This window comes from Streptomyces sp. NPDC033966 (assembly GCF_055575955.1).
This window is the reverse complement of the sequence record NZ_JBVIRQ010000002.1, coordinates 555,591-572,306: the sequence shown is the minus strand read 5'-3', so window position 1 is coordinate 572,306 and position 16,716 is coordinate 555,591. Positions and strand designations below refer to the sequence as shown.

Below are 16,716 nucleotides of genomic sequence, written 5' to 3'. Positions count from 1 at the left end.
GGGGTGAAGGGCGAAGTTCCCGCCCCGGACCCGACCGTGGAGAGCCACTGTGAAGAACCTGAAGCGCGTTGTTCCCGCCACCGCCCGCCGGGCGGCGGTCGCCGCTGCCGCCGCCGGGGCGGTCCTCGCCCTCGCCGGGCCGGCCTCCGCCGCGCAGGGCCCCTCCGCCTCGCCGTCGGCCGCGCCCGCGCCCTCCGGTTCCGCGGTGCCGAGCCCCTTCCCGACGCGCACCGCGGGCGGGACGCCCACCCCGGTCCCCTCGCAGCCGGCGGGCGGCGGCAACGGCGGCGGCAGCGCCACGCCGAGCCCCGCCCCGACGTCCCCCGCGAGCGGGAAGCCCACCCCGGTCCCCTCGCAGCCCGCCTCCGCCCAGCCGTCCGCGCAGCCCTCCGGGGCGGCCGGTTCCGGTGAGGGATCCGAGCTGGCGCATACTGGCTCCTCGGCGACCACCATCGCCCTCGGCGCCGGCGCGGCCGCGCTCGTCGCCGCGGGCGGCGGGGCCCTGTTCGCCGTGCGGCGCCGCGCCGCCAACTGAGGACACCCGTGCTCGAACTCGCACCATCCACCAGCCCCCTCATGTCCGGCCCCGCCCGGACGTGGCGGGGCTTGTGGTGGTGGATCACGCGCCGCGAGCGCACCGCACCGGCGGCGGCCGGCACCGGCGGGTACGGGGCAGGCCCCGGCGCGTTCGCGGCAGGGACCCGCGCGTACACGTACGCGCACGACGACACGTACGGCCAGGGCGGCCACGGCGCGTGGGAGGCTCCGCGCCCGCCGACCGTCAGCGAGCTGTACCACGCCCACCGGCTGGGCATGGTCCGGCTCGCGGTGCTCCTCGTCGACGACCTCGGCACGGCCGAGGACGTGGTGCAGGACGCCTTCACCGCCCTCTACCGCCGGTACGGGGAGCAGATCTCGGAGGTGGACAACGCGCTGGGCTACCTGCGCACCTCCGTGGTGAACACCGCGCGGTCCGTGCTGCGCCGCCGGCGCACGGCCCGCGCCTGGATCCCGCCGGTCACCGCCGACGTCCCCTCCGCCGAGGCGTCCGTGGTCCTGGGGGAGGCGCACCGCGAGGTGCTCGCGGCACTGGGCGGACTGACCGTGCGCCGCCGCCAGGTGCTGGTGCTGCGGTACTGGGCGGACATGAGCGAGGCGGAGATCGCCGAGACCCTGGGCATCAGCCGGGGCGCGGTGAAGTCGAACGCCAGCCGCGCCCTGGACGCGCTGGAAAGGATTCTGGAGGGAAGGGTATGACCGGTTCTACGGGTCACGCGCCCGACGGCGAACGCCCCGTGGAGCGCCGGCTGCGCCAGGCCCTGGAAGCCCGGGCCGAGGAGGTGACGGTGGTCTCCCTGCGGCCCGCCGATCCGCCCGGTCCGCACCTGCGGCGGCTGTCCCCGCGCGCGCTGTGGCTGCGGCGCGGGGCGTGGACCCTCGCGGGCGTGTCCGGCCTCGCGGCGGCCGCCCTGGCCGGGTACCTCGTGCTCGGCGGGCCCGATCAGCGGCCGGTCCGTCCCGAGCCGCCGGCCGCGCCGCCGGAGCTCAGCCCGACCGGGCCCTCGGGCTCGCCCCTGCCGAGCGTGTCGCCGTCGGCCCCGGTGCCGTCGAGCGTGCCGTCCGTCCCCGCGGGGGCGGGTACCGGGGCGGGAACGCCCACTCCGCCGCCGTCGACCTCGTCGGCGCCGGTGCTTCCGCCGCGGTCCGCGCCGCCGGCGACCGTGCCCGCCGGGGGCTCGGCCACGCCCTCTCCGGCCGGCGGGGCCGGAATGCCGCAGGGCACCCCGAGCTCCTCCTCGAAGCCGAAGGGCTGACGGGGGCGGGGCGCGCCCCTACTGCCGGGTGCCGTTCTCCACCGCCGCCACCAGCGGGGCCAGCTCCGGCTGGAGCGCGGCCTCGTCCAGGGCCTCCCGCAGGGCGGCGGCGTTCGTCGGGCGGGCCTGGTCCAGGAGGGCCAGGCCCGCTTCGCTGACCTCGGTGTAGATGCCCCGGCGGTCGGTGTCGCAGATGTAGCGGCTCAGCAGCCCGCGGTCCTCGAGCCTGCTGACCAGCCGGGTCGTCGCGCTCTGGCTGAGCACCACCGAGTCCGCGACCTGGTGCATCCGCAGGTGCCCGCCCGGGCCGCCGTGCTGGCGGCTGAGCACGTCCAGCAGCGAGTACTCGCGCACGCTCAGCCCGTGGCCGGCCTGCAGGGCCCGCTCGATGTGCGCCTCGATCCGGCCGTGGAGGAGGGAGAGGGCGCACCAGCCCTGGGCGAGGCCGGTCAGTGCGCTGTCCGTGGCCGTCATGTGGCTCCTCCGTCGTGGGCGTCGTGGGCGTCGTGGGCGTCGTGGGGGCGTGGCGCGCGCGGTGCGGGCGAGTGCGTGGTCGTGCGGTCGCGCGCGTACCACCCAGGATAGGCCACGGGCGCAATAGCCCGCGCTTGCAAATATCCCGCGTCTGCAATTAATGTGGACGAGCGTAACCGGCGGGCGCAAAAACGTTCCCCGGTGCCACCTCCACCCCCACCCCCCGCACCCTGAAGGGCAGCCTCGTCATGCCTCTCGCGCTCCTCGCCCTCGCCATCGGAGCCTTCGGGATCGGCACCACCGAGTTCGTCATCATGGGCCTCCTCCCCGAGGTCGCGGCCGGCTACGGCGTCTCGATCCCCACCGCCGGCCTCCTGGTCACCGGCTACGCCCTCGGCGTGGTCCTCGGTGCCCCGGTGATGACCGTCCTCGGCACCCGCGTCCCCCGCAAGCGCATGCTGATGCTGCTCATGGGCCTCTTCATCGCCGGCAACGTGCTCTCCGCGCTCGCCCCCGCCTTCGGCGTGATGCTGGCCGGACGCGTCGTCGCCTCCCTCGCCCACGGCGCCTTCTTCGGCATCGGCTCGGTGGTCGCCGCCGGGCTCGTGGCACCGGAGAAGAAGGCCGGCGCCATCGCCATGATGTTCACCGGCCTGACCGTGGCCAACGTGGTCGGCGTCCCGCTCGGCACCCTCGTCGGCCAGCACCTCGGCTGGCGCGTCACCTTCCTGATCGTCGCCGCCCTCGGCGTGCTCGGCCTGCTCGGCATCGCCCGGCTGGTCCCCGACCTGCCCCGCCCCGAGGGCGTCCGGGTCCGCCACGAGGCGGCCGCATTCCGCAACGTCCAGGTACTGCTCGCCATGGCGATGACCGTCCTCGGCTTCGGCGGGGTCTTCGCCGCGATCACCTACATCACCCCGATGCTGACCCACGTCGCCGGCTTCGCGGACACCTCGGTCACCTGGCTGCTCGTCCTCTTCGGGCTCGGCATGGTCACCGGCAACCTCCTCGGGGGCCGCTACGCCGACCGGGCGCTCATGCCGATGCTCTACGTGTCCCTGGGCGCGCTGGCCGTCGTCCTGGCCCTCTTCACCCTGACCGCCCACGACAAGGCGGGCGCCGCCGTCACCGTCTTCCTCATCGGCGCCCTCGGCTTCGCGACCGTCCCGCCGCTGCAGAAGCGGGTCCTGGACCAGGCCGCAGGCGCCCCCACGCTGGCCTCCGCCGTCAACATCGGAGCCTTCAACCTCGGCAACGCCCTCGCCGCCTGGCTCGGCGGGCTCGTCATCACCGCCGGGCTCGGCTGGACGGCCCCGAACTGGGTCGGCGCCGCCCTCGCCGCCTCCGCCCTCGTCCTCGCCCTCGTCTCCGGAGCACTGGAGCGCCGTACGGTCCGCCGCGACGGCCACCTGATCGGGGCCGTCGGCGTCGGCGGCGGCGCTCCGCAGCAGGACCACGGCTTCGGCGCGGCGGCCGCCCTGGAGGCGCTGGAGCGGAGGGACCGCGCCGCGTAGGGCGCCGCCCCGGGTCGCGCGACCGTGTCCCCCGTGCCAGGTTGGTACGGGGGACACAGGTGCACGATGAGGCATACGACCGGGCGGTTCCGCGGAGGTCGGGCCATCGCGACGGCAGCGGCCGCCACGCTGGTCGCCTTCGCCGTACCCGCCTGCTCCGCCGGAGCGGAGGGCACCGGCACCACCCCGGGCGCCGGGTCCCGGGCCCCCGTACCGACCGCCGTGTCCCCGTCCCCGACCGGGCCGCCCCCGACACCCCCGTCCGCGTACCCCCTCTCCAGCGCCCCGCACACCGTGCCGTCCGTACGCGAGCACGTGCCCGCCCGGGGCCCCGGCTGGAAGCCCGCCCCCGGCGCACGCGTCCTCGTCGCACCCGCCGACAGCGCGGCCCTGGCCGACGAGGGGAAGCTGCTCGCCGGTGAACTGAGCCTCGGGTACGCCGAGTCGGCCCAGAGTGGGCCCGGCGACGTCCAGCTCGCCCTCGCCGCGAAGGGCTCCGGACCGGCGGAGTCCTACACCCTCACCGTCCAGGACGGCCGGGTCAGGATCACCGGCCCCGACGAGGCGGGCGTCTTCTACGGCACCCGCACCCTCAAACAGGAGATACGCGGCGCCGGTTCGGCCCCCGAGGGCACCGTCAAGGACGCCCCGGCCAAGCCGCAGCGGGGACTCAACCTCGACATCGCGCGCAAGTACTTCACCCCGGAGTGGATAGAGGGCCGGCTGCGCGAGATGGCCGACCTCAAACTCAACCAGCTCGGCCTGCACTTCTCCGACGACCAGGCCTTCCGGATCGAGTCCGCCACTCACCCCGAGATCGTCTCGACCCCGCACCTGACCAAGGCCGAGGTGCGCCGGATCAACGCCCTCGCAGCCCGGCTGCACATCGCGGTCGTCCCCGAGATCGACTCGCCCGGACACCTCGGCGCCGTGCTCCGCGTCCACCCCGAGCTGCAACTGCGCGACGCGGCGGGCCGGGCCGTCAAGGGCGCCGTGGACATATCCGACCCGGCGTCGGCCAAGCTGGTGGACGACCTGCTGCGCGAGTACCTGCCGCTGTTCCCGGCGGGCGCCTGGCACCTGGGCGCGGACGAGTACCAGGCCCTGGTGGTCCGCGACCCCCAGGCCTCCTTCCCCGCCCTCGCGAGCGCCGCGCGGGCCCGCTACGGGCCCACCGCCCGGGTGCAGGACCTGGCGACGGGCTGGCTGAACGACCGGGCGGCCGTGGTCCGGCCGTCGGGCAAGGCCCTCAAGGCGTGGAACGACGGCTTCTTCAGGGGCGGGACCGCCAAGGCCGCCCAGGACATCCAGGCCGAGTACTGGACGGGCAAGGAGATCGGCGCCCGGCCGCCGCTGGAGTACCTGGACGCCGGCCGCAAGGTCGTCAACCTCAACGACGAGTACCTCTACTACGTGCTCGGCGAGCCCAACCAGTTCACCTATCCCACCGGCAAGCGGATCTACGAGCAGTGGACCCCGCTCGTGCTGCGCGGCACCACCCCCGTCCCGGCGCGCTACGACCCGCAGGTCCTCGGCGGCCGCCTCGCCGTCTGGTGCGACCTGGCCTCCTCGCAGACCCCGGACCAGGTGGCCGCGGGCATCCGGCTGCCGCTGGCCGCCCTGTCCCAGAAGCTCTGGGACCCGCGCCCGCCGCAGGCCGCCTGGACCGAATTCCAGTCCCTCGCCGGCCGGCTCGCCGCTGGACGGTGACCGGCATCCGCCGGGCAGCAGCGGAGTCCGCACTCCGCGACGACTGAACTCATGGGGCATCGCCCACCCGGACTCGGGCCTGCCCTTCCGCTGCCACCTGGACGTGGCCGGGGTCATCGACACCCCCGGCGAGGTCTACGTCACACAGCCCCGCCGAGGGTGTGAAGCGGGTGGCTACCAGATGGAGCCGACCCACTCCGGGTGGTCGATGAACGGGTTGCGGTTGTGCTGGTAGGTGTCGTAGATCACCTGGTTGCGGCGCTGCTCGAAGGCGTCCGGCGGGTCCATCTGGTTCCACTGCTTCAGCAGGCTGATCTTGCCGAAGAGCGGGGCGGTCCCGTTGTTGACCCTGTCGTTCATCTCCAGGTCCGCGAAGCCGTCCCCGCCGTCGTAGCGCACCGCCATGTACAGCAGCATCCGCGCGACGTCGCCCTTGACGGCGTCCCGGGGCTCGAAGGAGTCGGCGTCGGTGAAGCTGCCCGGGGCCTCCGCCACGGGGCTGCCGCCCATGTCGAAGTCCTTGTTGCCGCGGGTGCTGTTGACGGTCACGTCCTCGGGGCGCAGGTGGTGCAGGTCGGTGCCCGGGCCGGTGACGGTGCCGAAGTCGCCGTGGCTCTTGGCCCAGACGTGCTCGCGGTTCCAGTCGTTGACCCCGCCGCCGTTGGTGGACTTGGACTGCGAGCGGCCCGAGTAGACCAGGATGACGTTGTTCGGGTTCGCGGGGTCCTGGTCGGTCACCTTCAGCGCGTTCCACACGCCGTCGTAGGTGACCTTGGACTGGGTCTTGACGATGTCGTGCAGGGCGCTCTTCAGCGCGGCGCCGGTCTTGCCCGCCGCGGCCGCGTAGTAGTCGTCGACCGTGACCGGGTAGGCCTGGGGAGCGGCCTGCGCGGTGTCGGCGGTGGTGCGGTGCTGGCCGGCGGTGGCGCTGGCCGGTATGAGGAACAGCGCGGCCGCGGCGAGCCCGGCGGCCCAGGGGGCAGTACGGGAGATTCTCATGACGTGGGGGATACCTCTCCACAAACACCGTCCCCGCCATGGCAGTTGGCGGGGTGTCTGGTGGCAGAGCGAGGATCCTATTGTCATGTGCCCTACAAGTAAAAACCACATGTCGGGGACGTGGAGCTTGGTGTTTGTCCGCGGTGCGCCCCGGGCACGGTAGCGGGTGCCCCCGGCGGCCCCGAGGCGGCCGCCGACAGCTCTCACTGGAGTGGCCCATGGCAGTGAAGATCCTCATCGTGACCGGCGACGCGGCGGAGTCCCTGGAGGTGCTCTACCCGTACCAGCGCCTGCGGGAGGAGGGGTACGAGGTGCACATCGCGGCGCCCGCGGTCAAGAAGCTGCGGTTCGTGGTGCACGACTTCGAGGAGGGCTTCGACACCTACACGGAGAAGCCCGGGTACACGTGGCCCGCCGACATCGCCTTCGCGGACGTGGATCCCGGTGAGTACGCGGCCGTCGTCGTCCCGGGCGGGCGGGCGCCGGAGTACCTGCGCAACGACCCGGAGGTGCGGCGGATCCTGGCCGCGTTCGCCGGGGACGACAAGCCGATCGCGCAGATCTGCCACGGCCCCCTGATCACCGCCGCGAGCGGCGGCCTGGACGGGCGCCGGGTCACGGCCTACCCGGCGCTGGAGCCCGACATGAAGGCGGCCGGGGCCGCGTTCCGGGACTCCGAGGCCGTGGTCGACGGCACCCTCGTCTCGGCCCGGGCCTGGCCCGACCACCCCGCCTGGATGCGCGAGTTCCTGACCGTGCTGCGCGGCAAGGCGCCGCTCGCGTAGCGGCCGGCCGGGAACCGGGCGGGAAGCCGGGGCGGGGGCCGGACGGGGCCCCGCCCCGGGGTTCGTCAGTTGCCGGTCGTGACCTGGGGCGCCGGCTCGTACTTGTAGTTGGCCGGGCCGAAGTTCTTCTTCACGGCCGCTTCCCAGGAGCCGTCCGAGACCATCTTGGTGAGCGCCGTGTTGATCTTCCGCTGAAGGACGTTGTCGCCCTTCTTGAGGCCGATGCCGTAGTTCTCGTTGCTCAGGTTCAGCCCGAGCAGCTTGAACTTGCCCGCGTTGCCCTTGCGCGCCGCGTACCCGGCGAGGATGGAGTTGTCGGTGGTCATCGCGTCGACCAGGTTGTCCTGGAGGGCGACGAGGCACTCCGAGTAGCCGCCGAGCTCCAGGACGCTCGCCTTCGGCGCCAGGTTCTTGCGGATGTTCTCGGCGGAGGTGGAGCCGCTCACCGAGCACAGCCGCTTGCTGTTGAGGTCCTCGGGCTTGGCGATCGAGTTGTCGTCGGCGCGGACCATCAGGTCCTGGTGGGCGACGAAGTAGGGGCCGGCGAACTCGACCTTCTCGCGGCGCTTGTCGTTGATCGTGTAGCTCGCGGCGACGAACTTGACCTCGTTGTACTGGATCAGCAGTTCCCGGTCCGAGCTGTAGACCTGCTTGAACTCGATCTCGTTCGCCTTGTAGCCGAGCTCCTTGGCGATGTACGTGGCCACGTCGACGTCGAAACCGGTGAAGGTGCCGTCGGGCTCGCGCATCCCGATGCCGGGCTGGTCGAACTTGATGCCGATGGAGATGGGCTCCTTCGGGGCTTCACCACCACAGCCGGAGGCGGTGGCGGCGAGGGCGATCACCGTGGCGACCGCACCGGCCTTGGGAACCTTCATGCTGAACTCTTTTCCTCGGGAACGCGGAATCCCGGGGGACGTCGCGGGAACGGGGGCAGGCGTGCGGAACCGCGGGGGCGCGGGGGCACGTGTATGAGGAAGCTAGGAAGGTGACGGCCGCACCGTCACTACATCTGAGGAAAACTTGAGCATAACGATCCGGTTCAGCCGAGGATCTTCCGGCGGATCCGGTGAGTGGCGGGAGAAGGGGGCTGTCCGGAGTGGCGAACGAGGGCATCGGCGCGGCGAGGATCGAGGGCAACACGCTCCTGCTGGGCGAAGAGGTACGGATCCGGTTCATCCGGACATTGCGCCTGCCCGAGTCGGGCACGCACGCACTCCCGCCGGGGCTGGGGGAGTTCCCGCTGCGGCGGGTGGAGGACTATCCGGACACCGTTCCGCCGGAATGGCTCGCCAAGGGCGGCGTGATGCTGCCGGTGTACCTGCGCGAGGCCATGTGGCTCAGCTTCGGCGGCTCGCGGGAGCCCGCCGCGCTCCAGGTCGGCGTGGGCAAGGTGTGCGCCGTGTCCGGCAGGCGGTGGACCGGTCGGCTGGAGCGCAGGCCGCAGAACTACCTGGTGCTGCCCCGCCAGCCCTGGCTCGACGGGATCAACTCCGGCGACGGGACGGTGCGCCAGTTCGTCGCGGTACCGCTCGGCCTCGGCGCCACGGTCGAGGGGCAGGTCACCGGCGAGGAGGTCACCGGCGGGGTGCAGCTCCAGGCGTTTCCGCTCGGCCCCAAGGCCCTGGCGGCCTGGCGGGAGGAGGAGCGGCTGCGGCGCGAGAGCACCGTCGTCGAGCACCTCTACGGCGCGGGCGGCTACGGCGCGGCGCCCGCGATGCCGCCCGCGCCGGGGGCGCCTCCCATGCCGATGGCCGCCCCGGGCGCCGCGCCCGCCCGCCCGGCCGCGCGCCGGGCCCCCGCCCCGGCCATGGGGCTCGGGGTGGGCGGCGCCATGCGCCAGGAGGTCTACAAGGACGAGCGCAAGCTCTCCGCCTGGGCCGACCGGCCGGCCGCGCGGGTCTTCGTCCACCTGGTCACACCGCCCGAGTGGCGCCGCATCACGGGCGAGGACGCGCCGCCCTCGCCCGTGGACCGGGCCGCCTACACCCAGGCCGGCCTGCCCTGGTACGACTACTACGACGAGACCGGCACCGACCTCCCGGCGGCCGGCCCCCTCGCCGAGGTCAAGCCCGTGGGCGACTGGATCGGCGACGACCACACGCCCTGGACGCCCCCGGCGCCCGGCCAGGTCCTGCCGCTCGGGAACGCGCCGCGCCCGGGCAAGCCGGTCCAGGACGGGGACTGGTAACCCCAGGGGTCCCGGGGGCCCCGGAGAGCCCCCGATGATTCAAACTGGTGATCGAGTTCCGGCCGCGGAGCCGCTATGATCACCGTCGGCAAGGCCGTAGCGCAGAGGTCGTCGCGCCCAAGCATCGAGCTGGAGGACGTCGGTTCGAATCCGACCGGTCTTGCCACTTCTTCCGTCATGTCGGAACGGCGGCAGCGCGGCGCGAAGGCGTGCCGGCCTGCCGCGGCTCCGCGAAGTCGCAGGGTCGCCGGGCGCCGGCGAAGGAACCGGTGGAATGCTGATGACACGGCCGACGCCCGTACGGTGCCCCGCAATCGAGCACCCGGACCTGCCCCTCGCCGACCCGGCGGACCTCGGCCCGCTGCTCGCCCGACTCGCCCAGGACCACCCCGTCGAGACCGACGAGACCTTCCCCCTCGGCACCCTGCGCGCCGACGGCCGCGTCGACCTCTGCAAGCAGGGCCTCGGCCCCGCCGGCACGGCCCGGCTGCTGCCCGTCGCGCTGGCCTCCCCGCACGCCGCGCACCTGCTCCTCGGTACCAACTCCCTGACCGACGAAGGCGCCCGCACCCTCGCGACGGCCCTCGCCGACGCCGCCGGCCGCCACGGAGTGCACACCCTCTACCTCGGCTGCAACCGCATCGGCCCCGACGGCGTGCTCGCCCTCGCCGGAGCCCTCGCCGACGACACCGCCGTCCGCGCCCTCTGGCTCAAGCGCAACCCCCTCCACGCCGACGGCGCCCGCACGGTCGCCGCACTGCTGCGCCGCAACACCGCGCTGCGCACCCTCGACCTCGTCAACACCGGCATCGGCGCCCCCGGCGTACGCCTCCTCCTGGACGCCCTGCGCGACCGGGAGGCCCCGCTGGAGCGGGTCTTCCTCGGCGGCAACGGCCTCACCGCCGAAGCGGCGCCGCTGCTCGCCGCGCTCATCCGCGACGCCGGGGTCCGCGAACTGTACGTGCCGGCCAACCACCTCGGCGACGAGGGCGTCGCCGTCATCGCCGCCGCGGCGGCCGAAGCCGGCCCCGAACGCCCCGTCCGCCTCGGCCTCGGCGGCAACGGCATCGGCGTCGCCGGAGCGCGCGCCCTCGCCGCCGCCCTCGGCGGCATCGAGGCCCTGGACCTCGGCCGGACCATGTCCGAGCGCAGCCTCGGCTCCGCCGGCAACGAAACCGGCGACGAAGGCGCGTACGCGCTGGCCGCCGCCCTGCCCGGCAGCCCGCTGCGCCGCCTGGAACTGCGCCACACCGGCATCACCGGCCGCGGAGCCAAGAGCCTGCTCGCCGCACTGCCCGAGGACGCCCCGCTGGAGCACGTCGGCCTCGGCCCCGGCACCCCCCGCCGCCTCAAGCGCTCCTTCGCCGAGCGGCTGCGCCCCGCCCGGGCCTCCCACCCGGACCTGCGGGCCATCGGGAGCGTGTACCGGTGAGCGAGAACGCCCGCACCGCGCCGCCCGGCGGGATCCCGTCCGAGGACGCGGCGGCCTGGCAGCGGATCCGCCGCTACGCCGTGCCCGCCGGCATGATCGAGCGGGCCACGGCACACCGCCTGGCCGGTGACTGGCGCGCCGCCTGCGCCGCCGCCGGCACGGAGACCACCGTCGACCCGACCGCGCTCGCCGCGGAGCACGGGACCGCCGTCGCCGAAGCGGTGGCGGAGGACCTGCGCCACTTCGCCCCCGACCTGCTGCGCTGGCACCTGCCGCGGGTCCTGGGCGGCCGCACGGTCATCGCCCCGAACCGCCGCGTCGTGCTGGCCCGTTACGGCTCCGGCCCGGACGCGCCGCTGCTGTACGTCACCACCCGCGCCATGGTGGACGGCCCGCAGCGGCTGCGCCTGCACTGCGCGCCCGTCGACCCCGGGGCGCGACGCCACTCCTACGCCTCCTGGGTCATCGAGGACTGGACCCGCGCCCGCTGGTTCTGGGACGCCCGGCACACCGCCGAGCTGCGCTCCGGCGTCGGCCCGGCCGCCGACCGGATGCCCTTCTTCCGCGCCGACGGCACCCCGCTGGGCGAGGACGAGCTGCCCACCGCCGACCCCGGCCCCGCCGATCCCGCCGGGCAGGCGGAGTGGGCCGCCGTGCTCCAGTGGCGCGGGGAGACCGTCGAGGCCTTCGCCGCCGCCGGGATCGAACTCGACCTGAGCCTCCCGCCGAACGCCTACCGCTGGAGCGACGCCGCGGCCGCCCTGAAGGCCGCCCCGCTGGACCCGTCCCTGCTCGCCACCGGGGTCCGTCGGCTCGCCGCGGCGGGCGCGGGCGACCGGTTCGAGTTCGCCCCGCACTGGCGCTGCCTGCTCCTGGTGGAACTCGCCGGCCCGGACGGCGGGCTGCGGGCGCGGCTGGTGGACTCGACCGAGGTGCGCGACGTACCCCGGCTGCCCGACCACATCTGGCGGCCGCTGCCCGACCCGTACCTCGTACGCACCGGCCGGACCGCCCCGCGCGAGCTGCACCCCCTCGTCACCGCCGCCCTCTTTCCCGCCGCCGGACCGGCCGTGGGTCCGCCCGGCCCCGCGGCGCCGCGGACCGCCCGGGTGCGCTGCGTGGGCGAGTGGCACGAGGTGGGCTCCCGGGACGGCGTACTCGAACTCCCGCACAGCGCCGAGGAGCAGCAGCGGGAGCGTGCCCTGCGGGCCTTCGGCGGCGAGGTCGCCGGCTGCTTCGCCGTCGGGGAGGCCTGGGCCTCCGGCAAGGGCCGGCTGCCGCGCGCCCTGCGTGCCGAGCGGCGGGAGCTGTTCGAGCGCGTCCAGCACGGCGACGCCCCCGGGGTGCTCGCGCTGCTCGACGCGGGGCTCGACCCCCGGGTGCGCAACGGCAGGGGGCAGGGGCTGCTGCACCTGCTGCCCTTCGTACGGCACGAGGAGCTGCTGCCCAGGCTGCTGGCGGCCGGACTGGGCCTGGAGGAGGAGGACGACTTCGAGCGCACCCCGCTCCAGTGCGCCGTCCAGAACGGCGGGACCGCCTCCCTGGTCCGGGCGCTCCTCGCGGCCGGAGCCCGTACCGACGTGGTCGACGACATGCAGCTGTCGCTGGGCCAGGTGGTGGCCCGCTACAAGCGGACCGACCTGACCTTCGTGAAGGAGCTCGTCGAGGAGCGCCACCCCGGCATCAACTTCGAGGAGTACGACGAGTTCATGGCCGAGCGCGCCGAATGGGGCGACTTCGCCGACGAGGACTACGAAGAGGACGGCTACGCGGAAGTGGGCGACGAAGGCGTGTCCGACGGCGGTGCCCGGACATGAGCACCGCACCCCCGCCCGCGCTGGCCGCCGCCGACGAACTGGGCGCCCGCCTCGGCGCCACCCGCACCGAGCCCGCCGCCAACCACCAGCTGGAGGCCCTCGCCCTCGCGGTGACGGCCAATCAGCCCGTACTGCTGTGGGGCGAGCCCGGCATCGGCAAGTCCGCCGGCATGGAACGGCTCGCCGCGTCCCTCGGGGTCGCCCTGGAGACCGTCGTCGCCAGCGTCCACGAGCCCTCCGACTTCGCCGGCCTGCCGATCGTCGGCGACGACCCCGCCACCACCGGCGTACCGATGGCCCCGCCGGACTGGGCGGTGCGCCTGGCCCGCACCCGACACGGGCTGCTCTTCTTCGACGAGCTGTCCTCCGCCCCGCCCGCCGTACAGGCCGCCCTGCTGCGCGTGGTCCTCGAACGCCGGGTCGGCAGCCTGGAACTGCCCGCCTCCGTACGCATCGTCGCGGCGGCCAACCCGCCCGCCAGCGCGGCCGACGGCTGGCACCTCAGCGCGCCCCTCGCCAACCGCTTCGTCCACCTCGACTGGACGCACGACCCGCGCACCGTGGCCCGCGGCATGGCCGGGACCTGGCCCGAGACCGCCCTGCCCGTGGTCGACCCCGCCCGCTCCGCCGGCGCGGTCGCCCGCGCCCGGGGCGCGGTCTCCGGCTTCCTCACGGCCCGCCCCGGCCTGGTCCACCACATGCCGGGCGACGCCGAGGCGCGCGGCCGCGCCTGGCCCTCCCCGCGCACCTGGGAGATGGCGCTGCGCCTGCTGGCCACCGGGTACGCGGCCGGCGCGGGCCGCGAGGCGCTGTCCGCGGCCCTCACCGGGGCCGTCGGCGACGGGGCGGGCCTGGAGCTGCTGACCTACCTGGAGCACCTGGACCTGCCCGACCCGGAGCGGGTGCTGGCGGACCCCGGCGCCTTCGCGCTGCCCGAGCGCGGAGACCGGCAGCTGGCCTTCCTCATCGCGGTCGTCGCCGCCGTGCAGGCGGAGCCCACCCGCTCGCGCTGGGAGGCCGGCTGGGAGGTCCTCGCCAAGGCCGTCGACGCGGGCGTGCCCGACGTGGCCGCGCGGGCCGCCGCCGACCTCGCGGCGATGCGCGACCTGTCCTGGCCGGTCCCCGCGGGGATCGACGCCTTCGTGGAACTGCTCCAGCTGGCCGGGGCCCTGCCCGGCGCCGGCTGACGGGCGGGGCCGCGCCGGTGGACGTCCCGCTCGACCGGGCCAAGCTGCTCGCCGCCCGCTACGCGGCCGCCGAGGCCCGGCCCTACCTCGCCTCCGCCCTGTACGCGCTGACCGTCGTCCCCTCCCCGGGCCCGTCCGGGGTGCGGACGATGGGCGTCGACCGGCACTGGCGCTGCTACGTCTCGCCGGAGTTCGTCGCCCGCACCCCCGTCCCCGAGCTGTCCGGGGTGTGGATCCACGAGGTGGCCCACCTGCTGCGCGACCACCACGGCCGCGCCGACCGGCTGCCGCCCGCCGACCAGCGCGATCCGGTGCGGATCAACATCGCCCAGGACTGCGAGATCAACGACGACCTCCTCGCCGACGGGCTGCGGCTGCCGGCCGGCCGGATGGAGCCGCGGCTGTTCGGGCTGCTCGAGGGCGGGATGTTCGAGGGCTACCTGCCGGGCGTCCCGCCGACGCCCCCGCACGGGGTGGACTGCGGCTCGGGCGCGCACGGCAGGCGGGCGCCCTGGGAGCTCGGCGGTGGCGACGGCGCAGGCGACGGCGACGGCGACGGCACGGCCCGGATCGGCCCGGTGGAGGCGGAGGCCCTGCGCCGCCAGGCCGCCCAGGCCGTACGCGCCCACCTGCGCTCGCGGGGCCGGGGGAGCGTGCCCGCCGGATGGGAGCGCTGGGCGCAGGAGGTGCTGGAGCCGGCCGTCGACTGGCGCCGCGCCCTGTCGGGGGCGGTGCGGGAGGCCGCCGCCTGGGCCGGCGGGGCCGTGGACTACACGTACCGGCGTCCCTCGCGCCGCGCGCCCGCACTGGGCGGCCGGGTGGTGCTGCCGAGCCTGCGCCGGCCGCTGCCCCGGGTGGCGATCGTCATCGACACCTCGGGGTCCATGGGGGACGCGGAACTCGCCGCCGCCCTCGCCGAGGTCACCGGGGTGCTGCGCGAGGTGGGGGTGGGCGGCAACCGGGTCACCGTGCTCGCCTGCGACGCCGACGTGCACGCCGTGAGCCGGGTGTCCAGTGCCCGGGAGGTGACCCTGGCCGGGGGCGGCGGTACCGACATGCGGGTGGGCGTCGCGGCCGCGCTGGCCCGGCCGGACCGGCCGTCCATCGTCGTCGTGCTGACCGACGGGTACACCCCCTGGCCCGCGGAGTCCCCGTCCTGCCGGCTGATCGCCGCGCTGATCGGGGCGGCGGCGCCGCAGCCGCCGGGCTGGGTCGAGACCGTACGCGTGGACCAGGCCGGCGTGGGGCGCTGAGCGGGCAGGGCCGGGAACTGGCCGGTTGTGTACGGTCGTTCGCACGGTGATCGCGAACGCGTGGCAGCATGGCGCCGGAGACGGCCTAAAGCGGCCACGCGGAGGGGGAGTTCGGTGAGCGGAGTACGCAAGAGCCTGGCCAAGGTGGAGATAGCGCTGCGCTGGGACCCCAGCCCCGCGGGCACGCCCGCGAACGACCTGGACATCGTCGCCGCCGTGTACGGCGCCGCGGACCCCTACGGGGAACCCGTCTACCTCGTCCACTTCGGCAGCCGCGCCCCCGACGGCACCATCACCCTGGCCCGGGACAGCCGCACCGGGCAGGGCTTCGGCTTCGACGAGGTGATGACCCTCGAACTGGACCGGCTGGCACCCGAGCTGGGCCGGGTGGTGGTCGGCGTGGTGATCCAGGACGCCGGGGCGGCCGCGGCGCCGGACCGCAAGACCTTCGCCGACGTCGGCGGCACGGGGCTGCGGATCCGCGAGGGCTACACCGACCTCGCCACGACCGGCTTCGCGGAGCTCGCCGGGGCCACGGCGGCCACCGTCGCCGAGTTCACCCGGGACGCCTCGGGCGGCTGGACGCTGGACGCGCGCACGCGCGGCTTCGACGCGGACCCGCAGGAGTACGCCCGGATCATGGGTGCCGCGGGCGGCTGAGCCGGCTGGGCGCGGTGGGATCCGTACCGGACCGGGCGGCGGTCATCCTGCTCGGGAGTGGCCGCCGCCCCGTCCGGGTGGCGCGCTGCCACCGTCCCCACGAGGCAGCGCGAGTGGGTCGCCGTCCGGTCATCGTGAACGGCGGCCCACCGGTTCAGGGGGTCAGGGGACCTGGGGGCGGATGCCCAGCGCGGGCAGCAGCGCCGCGTCCACGAACCTGACCAGGTAGTCGGAGTCCGCGTTGCGTCCCTCCAGCACGGGCCGGATCCGCAGGACGCCCATCAGCTGCGCCGGCAGGAACTCCACGGCCGGATGGTCCGCGGCGAGCTCGCCCCGGGCCACGGCCCGCTCGACGATCGCACCGAAGGCCTCCAGCTCGGGTTCCACCAGGGCCTCGCGCAGCGCGGCCTGGAGTTCCTCGTCGCCGAACACGGCCACCCCGAGCGCCTGGGTGAGCCGGGCGTCGCGGCCCGAGGTGCCCGCCGCGATCCGGGCGGCCTCGCGGAGGTCCCCCGCCAGGGTCCCGGTGTCCACGTCCGCCAGGGTGCGCTCCCCGCGGCGGGCGCGGCTCGCGCGCAGGGCGGCGGCGACGAGCCGGGGCTTCGTCTTCCACTGCCGGTAGAGCGTGGACTTCCCGCAGCAGGCCCGGGCGGCGACGCCCTCCATGCTCAGGGCCTCGTAGCCGTGCTCGCGCAGCTGGTCGAGGACGACGTCGTAGAACTCCTGCTCGCGCTCCGGGGTGATCTTGGAGCGGCGCGCGGTGACCTGCGGCGTCGACGTCATGGGATGGGTTTCTCCTCGTGGGATCCAGCGGTGGGTCCGTGTTCCGAGTGTACGGCCATCCGAGCTTATCGGGACACCAGCGTATCGATACGCTCAT

At 75.0% G+C, this 16,716-nt stretch carries 16 protein-coding genes and 1 tRNA gene; 13 read left to right on the top strand and 4 right to left on the bottom strand.

The genetic code is table 11. From position 1 onward, the window contains the following. Positions 1 to 49 precede the first annotated feature (49 nt). The 3 genes from ACZ518_RS08065 to ACZ518_RS08055 are packed head-to-tail and all read left to right on the top strand — an operon-like array spanning position 50 to position 1,814. Positions 50 to 535 carry an LAETG motif-containing sortase-dependent surface protein gene (locus ACZ518_RS08065; RefSeq protein WP_469112165.1) on the top strand — a complete coding sequence of 162 codons (486 nt, stop codon included), beginning with the start codon at positions 50 to 52 and terminating at the stop codon, positions 533 to 535. 41 nt (positions 536 to 576) lie between these two features. Beyond that, a complete protein-coding gene (locus tag ACZ518_RS08060) occupies positions 577 to 1,257 on the top strand; it encodes an RNA polymerase sigma factor (protein WP_469112164.1) in 681 nt (226 codons plus the stop codon). After that, entirely contained in the window at positions 1,254 to 1,814 is a 561-nt protein-coding gene (locus tag ACZ518_RS08055; RefSeq protein ID WP_469112163.1) for a hypothetical protein, read from the top strand. Before ACZ518_RS08060 ends, ACZ518_RS08055 begins: the two co-directional genes overlap by 4 nt. Positions 1,815 to 1,832: 18 nt before the next feature. Here the strand turns inward: ACZ518_RS08055 and ACZ518_RS08050 are convergent, their stop codons facing one another. After that, the gene (locus tag ACZ518_RS08050; protein WP_469112162.1) at positions 1,833 to 2,288 is read right to left on the bottom strand and encodes a MarR family winged helix-turn-helix transcriptional regulator; all 456 of its coding nucleotides are present in this window, start codon (positions 2,286 to 2,288) and stop codon (positions 1,833 to 1,835) included. Positions 2,289 to 2,536: 248 nt separating this feature from the next. On the opposite strand from ACZ518_RS08050, the gene ACZ518_RS08045 reads away from it, so the two are divergent. Both ACZ518_RS08045 and ACZ518_RS08040 read left to right on the top strand, forming a co-directional pair. Beyond that, positions 2,537 to 3,802 (top strand): MFS transporter, encoded by a 1,266-nt coding sequence (locus ACZ518_RS08045; protein WP_469112161.1) that lies wholly within the window; start codon positions 2,537 to 2,539, stop codon positions 3,800 to 3,802. 66 nt (positions 3,803 to 3,868) lie between these two features. After that, positions 3,869 to 5,512 (top strand): beta-N-acetylhexosaminidase, encoded by a 1,644-nt coding sequence (locus ACZ518_RS08040; protein WP_469112160.1) that lies wholly within the window; start codon positions 3,869 to 3,871, stop codon positions 5,510 to 5,512. A 174-nt stretch (positions 5,513 to 5,686) separates the two neighbouring features. Here the strand turns inward: ACZ518_RS08040 and ACZ518_RS08035 are convergent, their stop codons facing one another. Then, complete coding sequence (locus tag ACZ518_RS08035) at positions 5,687 to 6,511, bottom strand: endonuclease I family protein (protein WP_469112159.1); 825 nt, start codon at positions 6,509 to 6,511, stop codon at positions 5,687 to 5,689. Positions 6,512 to 6,729: 218 nt separating this feature from the next. On the opposite strand from ACZ518_RS08035, the gene ACZ518_RS08030 reads away from it, so the two are divergent. Next, complete coding sequence (locus ACZ518_RS08030; protein WP_469112158.1) at positions 6,730 to 7,296, top strand: DJ-1/PfpI family protein; 567 nt, start codon at positions 6,730 to 6,732, stop codon at positions 7,294 to 7,296. A 65-nt stretch (positions 7,297 to 7,361) separates the two neighbouring features. Here ACZ518_RS08030 and ACZ518_RS08025 read toward each other — a convergent pair whose 3' ends face one another. Then, positions 7,362 to 8,174, bottom strand: coding sequence for a glutamate ABC transporter substrate-binding protein (locus tag ACZ518_RS08025; protein ID WP_469112157.1), 813 nt, complete (start codon positions 8,172 to 8,174; stop codon positions 7,362 to 7,364). Between the two features lie 221 nt (positions 8,175 to 8,395). On the opposite strand from ACZ518_RS08025, the gene ACZ518_RS08020 reads away from it, so the two are divergent. The 7 genes from ACZ518_RS08020 (at position 8,396) to ACZ518_RS07990 (ending at position 15,836) form a co-directional block, all read left to right on the top strand. Beyond that, positions 8,396 to 9,487, top strand: a complete 1,092-nt coding sequence (locus ACZ518_RS08020; protein ID WP_469112156.1) for a hypothetical protein — start codon at positions 8,396 to 8,398, stop codon at positions 9,485 to 9,487. Between the two features lie 90 nt (positions 9,488 to 9,577). Further along, positions 9,578 to 9,653, top strand: a tRNA-Arg gene (locus tag ACZ518_RS08015). A gap of 114 nt (positions 9,654 to 9,767) precedes the next feature. Further along, the gene (locus ACZ518_RS08010; protein WP_469112347.1) at positions 9,768 to 10,919 is read left to right on the top strand and encodes a leucine-rich repeat domain-containing protein; all 1,152 of its coding nucleotides are present in this window, start codon (positions 9,768 to 9,770) and stop codon (positions 10,917 to 10,919) included. Then, positions 10,916 to 12,736, top strand: coding sequence for an ankyrin repeat domain-containing protein (locus ACZ518_RS08005; protein ID WP_469112155.1), 1,821 nt, complete (start codon positions 10,916 to 10,918; stop codon positions 12,734 to 12,736). Before ACZ518_RS08010 ends, ACZ518_RS08005 begins: the two co-directional genes overlap by 4 nt. Beyond that, positions 12,733 to 13,923: a sigma 54-interacting transcriptional regulator gene (locus ACZ518_RS08000; RefSeq protein WP_469112154.1), complete on the top strand. Its 1,191-nt coding sequence runs from the start codon at positions 12,733 to 12,735 to the stop codon at positions 13,921 to 13,923. Before ACZ518_RS08005 ends, ACZ518_RS08000 begins: the two co-directional genes overlap by 4 nt. A 17-nt stretch (positions 13,924 to 13,940) precedes the next feature. Beyond that, positions 13,941 to 15,176: a vWA domain-containing protein gene (locus tag ACZ518_RS07995; RefSeq protein WP_469112153.1), complete on the top strand. Its 1,236-nt coding sequence runs from the start codon at positions 13,941 to 13,943 to the stop codon at positions 15,174 to 15,176. 114 nt (positions 15,177 to 15,290) lie between these two features. After that, entirely contained in the window at positions 15,291 to 15,836 is a 546-nt protein-coding gene (locus ACZ518_RS07990) for a TerD family protein (protein WP_469112152.1), read from the top strand. A 162-nt stretch (positions 15,837 to 15,998) separates the two neighbouring features. On the opposite strand, the gene ACZ518_RS07985 is transcribed toward ACZ518_RS07990, so the two are convergent. Continuing rightward, the gene (locus ACZ518_RS07985; protein WP_469112151.1) at positions 15,999 to 16,619 is read right to left on the bottom strand and encodes a TetR/AcrR family transcriptional regulator; all 621 of its coding nucleotides are present in this window, start codon (positions 16,617 to 16,619) and stop codon (positions 15,999 to 16,001) included. Positions 16,620 to 16,716 lie beyond the last annotated feature (97 nt).